Origin of the sequence: Fluviicola taffensis DSM 16823 (assembly GCF_000194605.1) — a bacterium.
GTDB lineage: Bacteria > Bacteroidota > Bacteroidia > Flavobacteriales_D > Crocinitomicaceae > Fluviicola > Fluviicola taffensis.
The window spans coordinates 899,306-912,426 of record NC_015321.1 but is presented as its reverse complement, the minus strand read 5'-3'; the positions used below and the strand labels follow the sequence as shown (position 1 = coordinate 912,426).

The window sequence follows — 13,121 nt, the reverse complement described above, 5'->3', positions numbered from 1 at the left end:
ATGTTGCGAAATCAAGTTACCTTGGTGGGGCGTCTGGGATCAGACGCCACCATCACCACTTTCGAGAATGGATCCATGGTTGCACGTTTCCAATTTGCAGTTGAAGGTGAGAAGAAAAACGCTGACTCCGAGAAAGGATTGTTTTACCGCATGTTTGCTTGGGGAAATACCGCAAGCTTCCTGACGAGTTACTGTCAGAAAGGTTCAAAATTGGCCGTTTCTGGAAGATTAGTCAATCGAACGTACATCGATAAAGAAGGTTTTGCAAAACGCGTTACCGAAGTTGAAGTTCGACAAGTTGTTAAGTTTTGAATAGCCCATATTCTTTTTTTCTTAACGATATGCAGTCAAGCGGGAGTCCTACAGTGGATTCCCGTTTTTTCTAATTATAGATTATTTAAGATTAGTAAAAAAAGAGGAGGCTTATTTTTTCGTGAAAAAGGTCTTTTTTGATTCTCAAATTTTTTAAGCGGACAAAATCCCAATTACCCGACAGAGAAATTCAAACATCGAAGTAATGATTTTTATTCACTCAACAATTTGTATTCTGTAAGAAAAAGCCTTCAGTTTCTGTAACTGATCTTGGAAAGTGTTTTCCATTTGAGGTCCTGACCTCGTCTTTCCTTAGATCAGTGAGAAAAGGAAGGCTGCTTGAAGGATGTAATTGGGATCAAGGCAGTTTTGCTTACTTTTTCTGCCTTGGCAAAAAGTAAGAATAAGATTGTCGTATAGGTGAATATTTTATCGGGTACTTATTATTTTCAATCTAATCTTCGTTTTGATGTATCTTGATTCCGGAGAATAAACAGCGATTATGTAAATGTTTATATTTTACCCCCGTTAACAGATACTTTTAGCCATTCATCTAATTCTTTAGGCGTTTTACACAATTTTTTCAAAAACCTAGAAATTCCGTCTAATTTTGTACAATCAAACTCATGACGCATTGAAAAAAATAGTACTTCTCATCTTCTTCTTTATCTCGTATTTGGGATATTCTCAAAATATGACGATTAAAGCAAATGTCGTTGATACAAATACGCAAACTGTAGTTAGAAACGCAGTAGGTATTGTGAAACGTGTCCGCGATTCTGTTTTATTGGATTTTAAACGCTCGGACAAATATGGTCACATGGAGTTTACACTTCCAATCGACACCGTTGAATTCACCATTATTCATCCAGAATATGGAATTTTTAGAGCGTTCTTTTTCGGCTCCAAAGAAACCAATGAATTCATTATGGATACTTTAGCGATGCCAGATAAAAGTACGGCCTTGGATGAAGTTCTTATTTATGCAAACCGGAATCCAATCTATTACCGAGGAGACACCTTGGTTTATGTTGCGGATTCATTTAAGGTAAAGGAAAATGCCGTCGTAGAAGATTTGATTCGGAAATTGCCAGGAATGACCATTGATGAAAATGGAAAAATCAAAAATCAAGGGAAAGAAATTGGACAAGTACTTGTTGATGGGGATGAATTTTTTGGAAATGACCCTACAATTGCAACGAAAAATTTAGCAGCAAAAGGAGTTCAAACTGTTGAGGTTTATGAGAAAGATGCTGAAGATGGTAGTGATGAAAAGGTTCAGGTACTCGATTTGAGACTCAAGGATGAAGCCAAGAAGGGATATTTCGGAAAAGTCAATCTAGCTGGTGGACTTGATAAGTTTACACCTGTCAATCGCGGGTTTTATGAAGGAGAATTTCTCCTAAATTCATACAATAAGAACCGTAAAATGGCGGTTTATGCACTGGGTTCAAATACTCCAAAAACGAATTTGAATGGAAGTGATATGTATAAATTTGGGTTATCGGAAGGTAGAGACTGGATGGCTGAAAACGATGATTTAGAGTCTTTTAGTGGTGGTGGACAAGGTGAAAATGAAGGTATACCAAATACATTTAAAGGTGGTTTTTATTTGGATCAAAAATTCAATAAAGGAGCACGTGTTCGTTTGAATTATGCCTTCTCTCAATTTGGAGTGAAAACACAAACAAATAGTCGATCCCAATATTTGTTGACAGATACTTCGTATACAACAGACTTGAATAGTTATACCAAAGAATCGTATTTGCAGCATCAAGTTGGCATTAAGTATTCTCAGCGTATTGATTCCTTGACTCGTTTTGAAATAGAACCGAAATTTCAATGGAATAAAACAAATCAAAATTCACTTTCTAGAACAGAATTCTTGTCTCAAAGAGATACCTTGACAAGATATACGACTATTGATAACGGAACGGAGGCTATTGGTTCTAATTTGAATACGACTTTCAGATTGTATAAGGATTTCAAGAATAAAAACAGAAAACTGATTGCTCGCTATAATTTTGTTGGAATCAATAATCGATCAGATGGAACTTTGTTGTCTCAAGATATCAATGCGAATACAGATACCGTGAATTATTCATTCGATCAGTTGAAGCAGAATAGAAGTAATTCAATGGCTCACACGGCTTATGCGGATTATTTCGAACCACTTGGCAAAAGATTCAAATTGGAATTTGATTATGAATTTTATGGAAACAATAACAGTCAGCGAAAAACAACCTTGAATCCAATTAGTGGAGAGTATGTAGATGTTGATACATTGTACTCGAATCAATTTAAAACAGACAGACAACAACACAGAGCAGGAGCCTTTTTAATTTATGAAAACCCCAAATTGCGCGTTTCTGTTGGCTCACGTTTCCGAACGATTGATATCGATAATAGAAACATCTTTACAGATTCAATAATCAATCAAAATTTGAATAATGTATTGCCACGAATTGTATTCCGATATAAGTTTAGTCAAACAACTCGAGTGATGATTCAATACAATACGAACTCTAGTTTGCCTTCGATTGATCAGTTGCAACCAGTTCTAAATAATGCGAATCCGAACTTTGTTCAAATTGGTAACTCTGGATTGAGACCGAATTATTCACATACGGTAACGGGTAGTTTCAATACTTGGAAAGGATTATCTGGATTCTATATGTATTCTGGATTTAGTTATTCTCACATTAAGGATAATTTCAGCTCCAATACAGTCTTTAATCAGTTTGGAGGTTCCATTTCACAAGCAATCAATGTAAAGAACTCTGACTTCTTGTACTATTGGGCTGGAGCAGGAATTCCGATTAAACCTATTAAGGATTTGAGTTTGCAAATCAATGCAAATGGTAATTTCACATCTACTCAAAATCAAATCAATTTTATCAATAATGATACTAGAAATACAGGTATTGGAACTGATTTGTCTTTGAATTACAATGGTGATTCATTGCGTTTCGAAGTGGGTGGTGGATTTGATTACAATGTTCCTTTCAACTCGTTGACAACACAATCCAATCAGCCTTATACAACTTATAATATTACTGCTGAAATTGATTGGACTTTGCCGTTTAGACTGTTCATTAAAACAGATGCAACATACAATATCAATACTGGAAGAACGAGCGGATATAATGTCAATTATGTGATTTGGAATGCATCATTGCAAAGAGCGTTCACGAAAACTGGAAACTTATTGTTCGGAATTGAAGCGTATGATATCTTGAATCAAAACATTAGCAATTTTCGAACAGTTAATAATAACGTGATTGTGGATCAAAGAACGAACATTATTCGTCGATACTTCATGGCAAAATTGACTTATAGATTTAATAATTTTAAAACAAAAGAAGAAGATGGGAATGGCTGGTATTAGAGTTTTGATCCTGCTAGGAATGGTTTTCTTAGGTGGGGAAGTACAAGCGCAATTGGTTCGAGAAGGTAAAATTACATACGAAAGACGCACGAACGTTTGGAAGATGTTTGATGATGACCGATTTAGACAAATGATTGGTGAAAAGAACAAAATTAAAACAGAGGAATTTAGCCTGTATTTTAATGATACGGTCTCTTTGTTTTCGTTCATTACTCCAGATCAACCAGATCCGCAAAGTTGGATGACGCTTAAGAATACGGTTTACAACAAATTCAACGAACATAAACGATTTGTGTATATGGATATGATGGGAAATTCAATGACTGTTGGAGATTCACTGATTAAACATACTTGGAAGATTACAGACAAGACCCGAAAAATTGCTGGTTATGAGTGTACACGTGTGATTTGGCAAAAAGACGATTCAACTCGTATTTATGCTTGGTATACAACGGATATAATTGCAACGGTTGGACCTGAAAACATTCAAGGATTGCCCGGTGCTGTTTTGGGTTTAGCAACGGAAGATGGAAGTATCGTTTATTTTGCTAAAAAAGTGGATATTATTGCTCCAACTCCTGAACAAATTGCGCAACCTAAGAAGAAAGGAAAACTAACTACTCAAGCAGAATTGATTGCTGATTTGACTGAAAAGTTAAAAGGACAGCCAATGGGTGATAAGATAATTACAGGTTTGTTTTTCTGGTAGAATAATTTCAGGTAGATATTCAAAGCGCGGGTCAAATGACTCGCGCTTTTGTTTTTAATCAATGTCTAATATCGTAAGCTTGGCAAATTTCAATAAGAGTGTTTTTGCTCCTGCATGAGGGAAGAAAATTGTAGCTTTTCGATCAACTCCTGCTCCTTCTAATTTTGTTACTTTTCCTTTTCCGAATCGCTCGTGCTCTACATTGTATCCCACTTTTATGTCGATGTTTTCATCTCCACCACCTGGTTTTGAAGTCAATTCCGACATACTTTTTAAACTTTTCGAAGCGCCGCTTTGTCCACTCATAGAACCAGGCATCCTGTTTAATCCACCTGTAAACGGTTTGTCAAATCCCCCTCTTCCCGAATTGAGTGATTTCCCACCACCGCCTTGGGACGTTCCATAAGCGGTTTCAAAACTCAAATAGTCTTGATTGATTTCTGAAATAAATCTACTTGGTTCGGAGGTGATTAAATTTCCCCATTGAAAACGAGATGCAGCATAAGAAATCGTACAGTTCTTTTCAGCTCTAGTTACAGCAACATAAAACAAGCGTCTTTCTTCTTCCAATTCTGTTCTCGAATTGATGGAAAGTTGAGATGGGAATAAATTTTCTTCCAATCCAACCAAATAGACGTGTTTGAATTCCAATCCTTTACTGGAGTGAATAGTCATCAAACTAATCTTGTTTTTATCTTCTTCTGTTTCGTTGTCTGCATCTGTCAATAATGCAACATCCATCATGAAATCGGCCAATGTTCCAGGGTCTTCTTCTCCTCGTTGAACCGTAAATTCTTTGATGGCTGCTAATAACTCTTCAATATTTTGATAGCGTTCAACTTCTTCTGGACCTTTGTCTTTTTCGGAATACAATTCTTTTAATATCCCCGAACTTTTTGCAATGGTTTGCGCTAATTGATATCCGTTTTGTGATTGCAATTGAGCAGTAAAGCTTTGAATCATGATTACGAACTCCGAAATTTTTTGCTTGGTAGCACTTGGAATAGAAACAGGATATTTTCCAAATTCAGAAATGATATCCCAAATTGCTACATCGTGATGGTTTGCGGCAATGATGATGTTTTCCCAAGACGTCTTTCCAATTCCTCGTTTTGGGTAGTTGATCACGCGTTTTAAGGCTTCTTCGTCTTTTTGATTTGCTGTTAAACGGAAATACGACAAAAGATCTTTGATTTCTTTGCGTTGGTAAAATGAAAGGCCACCATAGATTTTGTAAGGAATATTCATTTTTCGCAAGGCTTCCTCAAATGCCCGTGACTGTCGATTGGTTCGGTATAAAATCGCGAAATCTGTCCAGTCTCCTGTTTCTTGATGTTTGACATCAAAAATCTTATTGGCAATGATTCTTCCTTCCTCGTTATCTGTCATTGCACGAATAACGCGAATCAAGTTTCCTTTGTCGTTATTCGTCCAAACGTTTTTCTGGATTTGTTCCTTGTTTTTTGAAATGATGCTATTCGCCGCTTCTACAATATTTTGGGTACTGCGGTAGTTTTGTTCCAGTTTATAGAGTTTGTAATCTGGATAGTCATTTCTGAAATTCAAGATGTTTTGAATATTCGCTCCGCGGAATGAATAGATACTTTGAGCATCATCCCCAACCACACAAATATTTTCAAAAACAGCGGCTAGTTTCTTTACTATTAAATATTGCGCAAAGTTGGTATCCTGGTACTCATCAACCAAAATGTATTTAAACTTATGTTGGTAATAGGAAAGAACATCCGGAAAATCGCGCAAAAGGATGTTAGTTTGATACAATAAATCATCAAAATCCATTGCTCCCGCTTTGAAACATCTTACTGCATAAGCTTTGTAAATCCGAGCCAATTCTGGTCGTTGACTAATCTTGTCTTCCTCCATGATTTCCGGATTATGAGCATAATCGTCTGCCGAAAGTAAATTGTTTTTCGCCGCAGAAATACGCCCGTAAACCATACTTGGTTTGTAGATTTTATCATCTAGATTAAGTTCTTTGATAATATCCTTCAGTAAACTCTTGGTATCTTGTGTATCGTAAATGGTGAAGTTTTGTGGGTAGCCCAATCGATCTGCATTGATCCTCAAAATTCGAGAAAACACCGAGTGAAAAGTACCCATCGTAATGTTTTTTGCCTCGCTGGAACCAATAATAGAACCAATTCGTTCAGTCATTTCCTTTGCTGCCTTATTGGTGAAAGTCAATGCCAAAATATTAAACGGATCTACTCCACGATCAATCATAAAAGCAATTCGCATGGTAAGTACTCGTGTTTTCCCCGATCCTGCTCCAGCAATAACCATCGTTGGGCCTTCAAAGTTCTCTACTGCAACGCGTTGACTTTCGTTTAATCCATCCAAATAATTCATATCTACAAAGTTAGAACATTGCAGCTTTTAAACTAGGATATCGGAGGGGTAATTTCTGTAAAAGTTTAAATTTGATCAAAAATGAGGGATATGCTGAGAATTAGTTTGACCTCGTTTGGATTCACTGTTATTTAGAGCAAACAATTTATTATACTGAAACACCAATAATCAACACATCATCAACTTGTTCTAAATTTCCTTGCCATTTTTTCAATTCACTAGCAAGAATTTCCCGCTGCTCGATAAATGATTTATGACAATTTTCAAGTATGATTTGCTCCAATTGTTTTACTCTGAATTTCTTGCCTTTTGGTCCGCCAAATTGATCTGCAAAGCCATCCGTAAGCGTATATACTGAATCGCCTTTTTGAAGTTGTATGGTTTGTGTGTTAAATGGTGCATTGTTATGGTAAAACCCGCAGGGTTGTCTATCCGCTGGAAATTTTTCGATCACTGGATTTTCTGAGTTTTTTCTAACAATGTAGACACTGTTGTTTGCTGATGCATATGTTAGAATATTGTTTATTTTATCAATACGACAAATGGTAATATCCATACCATCTTTGGATTCACCAGCTCCACCATTTTGATTCAAAGCATTAATTATTTTTGCTCTTAACAAGTTGAGGACTTCTGCAGGATCTTCAATTTTCTTTCCGGCAATGATTTCCTCTAAAAATGACAATCCAAGCATGGTCATAAATCCACCTGGAACTCCATGTCCGGTGCAATCACCAGTAGCATAATAAACAACATTTTCAGTCTCATAAATCCAATAAAAATCACCACTTACAATATCTTTAGGCATGTAGTAAACAAAACTTTGATCAAAAGCAGCATGAAATCGGTCTTCCCTTGGAATGGATGCCATTTGTATGTTTCTGGCATAACTAATACTATCTGTAATTTCTTTGTTTTTATACTCGAGTGATTTGTTTTGTTGTTCAATCTCTACATTTTGCAATTCTAATTGTTGTTTGGAGAATTCTAAATCCAACCGACTTTTAATTTCATTATAGGTTAATTTATATCTTGAACGGATCAAAAACAAACTAAACAGTAACACCGTAAGTGTCATTAATCCTCCGTTTATAACAAATTCGCGAACAGTTAAAGAACTATTGAGACTGTAAAAAACAACATTACTAACAACTGTTATTGTCACCAATATCCAAGATAACCATCCTTTCCAAAGAACCAACATTCCTGTTCCAATAAACAGCACCATGTAGGCAAATGTATGCTCTTCGAAATGAGCCAAATCCATCACGCTCCACATGTATGCATTTTGAATGGAAATTCCCGAAACCAAAATGAACATGCACAGATAAATACTTACTTTTAATTGATTTCTAAAAAGTAAGATTGCAATACTTGCAACAGAAACTCCAAGCCTGAATCCAAAGAATGAAACAAAATAATTAGGCTGAACAAAATAGTCGCTAATAGCCCAAACTAAGTTTAACAATAATCCAACCCAACAAGCAATAACGTGAGTTTTCTCAGTAGATTCATAAAATGCCTTCCGAACGATTGAATCAGAAATGTTATTTGTTTGCATACTAATTTCTCGAACAAAATGATGAATTTAATCATTTGTTGTTTTCTATTACGTAATTCAAGATGTTTTGGATTTTGAAAAGGAATAAATAATTCAAGATTAAATGAATTCATTCCTTTTGAAAGCTAACTTTAGGGATTATTAATTACAATTAAATTAAAGGAAATGGCTGTTCAAAACAAATCCAATCACAGAAGATTGTCACCAATGTATCATGGAGTTCTATTATTAATGGTTTTATCAGCGATAGTTATTTCGTTGTATTCTTTTATAAAAGCAATTTCTAATTCAGAGGAGCTACTTCTTCCACTTTTGTTGGTAATTCATTCATTTGTTTTTCTTATTTTAATGTTACTATCTCGAACATTTGCTTTGAAAGCACAAGATAGAGCCATTCGGGCGGAGGAAAGTTTACGCCATTTCATTCTTACAGGAAAACCCATAAATCCAAAATTGCGATTGGGTCAAATCATTGCATTGCGTTTTGCCTCAGATGAAGAATTAATCGAATTGACTGAAAAAACGATTACTGAAAATTTGAATCAAAACCAAATTAAGGGACTTATCAATAACTGGAAGGCTGATACACATCGGGTGTAATTTATTGTTTTTCATAATCTAAAGAATACGAGTTGCTTAGATTTGTAATTTTGATTGTTTATTCCTGATGAAATAACTGTCTATTATTGAAATTTTACAGTTCTTTTTCTCGGTAGCTTTTCGGATTTTTACCTCGGTATTTTTGAAACAATTTATTCATGTGACTTGAATCATTAAATCCTACCCTCACAGCAATTTCTTTGATCGATATACTACTTTGTGTTAAGAGTTTTTCCGCAGTTTTCAATCGTGTTTCTGTAATCATTGATTGGAGCGAATTTCCAGTGTGTTTTTTTACAAAAATTCCAATGTAATTTGGCGACATCTTCAAGAATTCGGCCAATGCTTTTTGAGAAATTTTTTCAGAGTTGCCAATCTCACTTCTGATGTAATAAAGCAAGCGATCAATAGCAGTTTCTTCATAAGCTGGAAAATTTTCCGTTGACAATGGAACTACGTTTCTAAGAACCACTAGTAAGATTGCTCCAAAAAGTTCACTCGATATTTGTTTTGAAAAACGAGTAGGAGCTTTGAATTCTACTAAAAGTTGACGGCATAAAAGATGAATAAACTGCTTGTCGCTAGAAGATTTAACAATACACTGCGTTTGATTCCGAGCTAAAAGCAATAGTTCTTTTGTTTTTTTTGATTGTTGATTTGGAGTAAGCAAGTCATTCTTCTCATCTAGTAATGCTTCTGTAAATTTCAGATAAGTGAAAAGCGTTTTTTCTTGGATTTCAAATTGATGATAGTCATGAGGTGTGAGGAGAAAAATATCATCCTTTTTGTAAGGAAATGTAACATCATTTACCATGTGAAAACCACTGCCCTCTTGGATCAATATCAATTCATAGAAATTGTGCGTGTGAACCGCATGTGGCCATTTTTCCAGTTCTACTTGAAAGATATTTAATGATTGGGTACTAAACAAACGTTTCATCGACTTGTTTTTTTACAAAAATAGGATGTTTTTTTACAATTTATTTGATTCTATTTCAACTAATTTTGATTTATAAAACATGATATCATGATATTACGAAATTCAACACTATTAATGGCAATTCTGGCAATCGCCATTTCTTCTTGCAGTTCTAACTCGAATGACACAGAAAAAAAATCAAAAAATCAAAAAAGTTATTGGCCAAATGATGCGCGTTTGGTGATTTCTTTTTCGATGCAATTTGAAACAGGAGGTCAGCCAGCTGGAGCAGAAAGTCCTTTTTCAGAAAGTCCATTACCTGCTGGAGCTCCAGATTTACCCGCTGAAAGTTGGTACAGATATGGCGCAAATGAAGGTGTATACCGCATGCTTGATTTGTGGAAAAAACATGGGATTCATGTCACTTCTCATGTTGTTGGTGCCGCTGCTTTGCGTTATCCTGAAGTAGCTAAAGCAATTGCAAATGGCGGACATGAAATTGCTGCTCACGGCTTTGCTTGGGGAAATCAATGGGATATGTCTTATGCGGATGAGTTGGCTTTCGTCAAAAAAGGAGTTGATACTGTACAAGCGATTACTGGTCAAAAAGGTATTGGTTACAATTGCAATTGGTTGAGAAGAAGTCCAAATACGTTGAAAGTATTGCAGGATTTGGGATTTTTATATCACATAGATGATTTGAGTCGCGATGAGCCTTTTGTGACGAAAGTGAGAGGGAAGAATTTTGTGATTATTCCATATACCCTCAGAAATAATGATATCGTAAATGTGGAAGGAAAACAATGGAGTCCGGATCAATTTTTAGCGCAATTAAAAGCAGAATTTGATCAATTGTATGCTGAAGGTGCTTCTAAAAGAAGAATGATGAGTGTGAGTTTACACGACCGAATTGGTGGAACTCCTGCTATGGTTCATGTGGTAGAGGAATTCATTCAATATGCAAAAAAGAAACAAGGTGTTGTTTTCATGAGAAAAGATGAAATTGCTAAATTGGTTCAAAATGATCCAAATACGCCCGTTGATAATTCAGAAGCTAAATACAATAATTAATAATTTAGATAAAACAAATAAACTCAATCGTATGAAAGCAATTGGAATTACGAGTTCATTACCTATTAGCGAACAAGACAGTTTTCTACAAGTTGAATTAGAAAAACCAACTCCTACGGGACGCGAATTGTTGGTAAAAATAAATGCCGTATCGGTAAATCCGGTAGATTTTAAAATTAGAGAATCTAGTTTGAAGGGAAAAGTTTCTGATACACCTAAAATTTTGGGCTGGGACGCTGCTGGAATTGTAGAAGAAGTAGGCGATAAAACCTCTCTTTTTAGAGTAGGAGATTTGGTTTATTATGCTGGAGATATCACCAAACAAGGAAGCAATGCCGAATATCAAGTAATTGATGAACGAATTGTTGGAATGAAACCAACTTCACTGAGCGATGCTGAAGCTGCGGCTATGCCCTTAACAACATTAACAGCTTGGGAAATTCTCTTTGATCGCATTCGAATTAGTTCTGAGAAAGATAAAGGAAAAAGTATATTAATCATTGGTGGAGCTGGTGGTGTAGGATCAATCGCCATTCAATTAGCTAAAAAAGTAGCTGGATTAACCGTTCTTGCTACAGCTTCAAGACCCGAATCGATTGCTTGGTGCAAAGAGCAAGGAGCCGATTTTGTAGTGAATCACAAAGACTTGGTCAACGAAGTTAGAAATACTGGTTTTCAGTATGTCGATTTCATTGTGGATTTTGTAGACACAAATAGTTATTGGGATTTGATGGCTGAATTAATAAAGCCTCAAGGTCATATTGCATCAATAACTGGAAGTTCAGCGCCTGTAGTTTTGAATAAATTGAAAACCAAAAGTGCTTCTTTTTCCTGGGAATTTATGTTTACACGCTCTTCTTTTCAAACAGAAGATATCGTGAATCAACATCATATTCTCAACAGTGTATCCGAATTAATCGATCAGGGAGTGATAAAACACACCTTAAATGAGACGATTCAAGGATTAACTGTAGATTCCTTTAAACAGGCACACACCAAGCTAGAAAGCGGTAAAACAATTGGAAAAATTGCCATTACTTTTTAACTAAATCACATTCATAACATGAAAATCGAACTTTTATTTGAACCATATTCTTTCGGAGATAATTCCTTAAGCAATCGGTTTGTAATGGCTCCAATGACGAGGTCTAGAGCTTCTCAGCCAGGAGATGTTCCCAATGCTTTGATGGCAGAATATTACCAACAACGGGCTAGTGCTGGACTAATAATTACAGAAGCAACCCAAGTTTCTCTTCAAGGAATGGGTTATGCAAAAACACCAGGTATTTATTCGATAGAACAAGTTGAAGGTTGGAAATTGACAACAGCAGCAGTTCATGAAAAGCAAAGTAAAATTTTTCTACAATTGTGGCATGTTGGAAGAGTGAGTAGTTCTAAAGTAAATGGATTACAACCAATAGCTCCATCTGCAGTAATTGCAAAAAACACTTCGGTGTATATTTTTGATGGAGCCCCCAACGGTGATGCAACTTTTGTTCCTGTTGAAGAACCGCGTGAAATGACAACTGAAGATATTAAAAATGTGATTTCAGAGTTTGCTCAAGGAGCTAAAAATGCAATGGAAGCTGGTTTTGATGGTGTAGAAATTCACGGTGCAAATGGCTATTTGATTGACCAGTTTTTGCGAAGCAAGTCCAATCTTCGAAATGACGAATATGGTGGTTCCAAAGAAAATAGAATTCGAATATTGGTTGAAATCACGAAGGCTGTTGTAGAAGCTGTAGGGAAAGAAAAAACGGGAGTTCGTTTATCGCCTTTCATTCAATTCAAAGACATGGAAGATCCTGAGATTTTGGAAACAATAATGCTCGCAGCGGAGGAATTGAATAAATTGGATATTGCTTATTTGCATTTGTGTGAAGCAGATTGGGATGATGCACCAAGTGTTCCTGGAGATTTTAGAAAGGAATTGCGTTCCAAATTTAAAAACACCATCATTGCAACTGGAAATAAAACTCCTGAAGAAGGAGAACAATTAATAGCAGAAAAGTTAGTCGATTTAATTGGTTTTGGACGAAAATTCCTAACCAACCCTGATTATCCAGAGCGCGTAAAAACCAATTCCAAGCTCAATGAGATTTCAGACAATCATACCTTATTTGGTGGCGGAGATGCCAGAGGATATACAGATTATCCTGCAATGATCTGAGATAAATAATTGAAATGGTAG

Annotated in this window: 10 protein-coding genes; 7 read left to right on the top strand and 3 right to left on the bottom strand. The window is 35.8% G+C overall.

Features of this window, described 5'->3' with window-relative positions; all coding sequences use genetic code 11:
- From FLUTA_RS04025 to FLUTA_RS20515, 3 genes are all read left to right on the top strand, one after another.
- Positions 1-312 carry a single-stranded DNA-binding protein gene (locus FLUTA_RS04025; protein WP_013685576.1) on the top strand — a complete coding sequence of 104 codons (312 nt, stop codon included), beginning with the start codon at positions 1-3 and terminating at the stop codon, positions 310-312.
- A 634-nt stretch (positions 313-946) separates the two neighbouring features.
- Complete coding sequence (locus FLUTA_RS04020) at positions 947-3,700, top strand: outer membrane beta-barrel protein (RefSeq protein WP_148235386.1); 2,754 nt, start codon at positions 947-949, stop codon at positions 3,698-3,700.
- Positions 3,687-4,409 (top strand): GLPGLI family protein, encoded by a 723-nt coding sequence (locus FLUTA_RS20515; RefSeq protein ID WP_169312057.1) that lies wholly within the window; start codon positions 3,687-3,689, stop codon positions 4,407-4,409. Before FLUTA_RS04020 ends, FLUTA_RS20515 begins: the two co-directional genes overlap by 14 nt.
- 54 nt (positions 4,410-4,463) lie before the next feature.
- Here the strand turns inward: FLUTA_RS20515 and FLUTA_RS04010 are convergent, their stop codons facing one another.
- Positions 4,464-6,779 (bottom strand): ATP-dependent helicase, encoded by a 2,316-nt coding sequence (locus tag FLUTA_RS04010; RefSeq protein WP_013685573.1) that lies wholly within the window; start codon positions 6,777-6,779, stop codon positions 4,464-4,466.
- A gap of 148 nt (positions 6,780-6,927) precedes the next feature.
- A complete protein-coding gene (locus tag FLUTA_RS04005) occupies positions 6,928-8,340 on the bottom strand; it encodes a PP2C family protein-serine/threonine phosphatase (protein WP_013685572.1) in 1,413 nt (470 codons plus the stop codon).
- 165 nt (positions 8,341-8,505) lie between these two features.
- Between FLUTA_RS04005 and FLUTA_RS04000 the strand changes: the two genes are divergently transcribed.
- The gene (locus FLUTA_RS04000) at positions 8,506-8,940 is read left to right on the top strand and encodes a DUF6526 family protein (protein WP_013685571.1); all 435 of its coding nucleotides are present in this window, start codon (positions 8,506-8,508) and stop codon (positions 8,938-8,940) included.
- Positions 8,941-9,034: 94 nt separating this feature from the next.
- Here FLUTA_RS04000 and FLUTA_RS20510 read toward each other — a convergent pair whose 3' ends face one another.
- Entirely contained in the window at positions 9,035-9,880 is an 846-nt protein-coding gene (locus FLUTA_RS20510) for an AraC family transcriptional regulator (RefSeq protein WP_013685570.1), read from the bottom strand.
- Between the two features lie 87 nt (positions 9,881-9,967).
- On the opposite strand from FLUTA_RS20510, the gene FLUTA_RS03990 reads away from it, so the two are divergent.
- The 3 genes from FLUTA_RS03990 to FLUTA_RS03980 are packed head-to-tail and all read left to right on the top strand — an operon-like array spanning position 9,968 to position 13,100.
- Positions 9,968-10,930, top strand: a complete 963-nt coding sequence (locus tag FLUTA_RS03990; RefSeq protein WP_013685569.1) for a polysaccharide deacetylase family protein — start codon at positions 9,968-9,970, stop codon at positions 10,928-10,930.
- Positions 10,931-10,961: 31 nt separating this feature from the next.
- On the top strand, positions 10,962-11,975 hold the full coding sequence (locus FLUTA_RS03985; protein WP_013685568.1) for a zinc-binding alcohol dehydrogenase family protein: 1,014 nt from the start codon (positions 10,962-10,964) through the stop codon (positions 11,973-11,975).
- Between the two features lie 18 nt (positions 11,976-11,993).
- Entirely contained in the window at positions 11,994-13,100 is a 1,107-nt protein-coding gene (locus FLUTA_RS03980) for an alkene reductase (RefSeq protein WP_013685567.1), read from the top strand.
- Positions 13,101-13,121 lie beyond the last annotated feature (21 nt).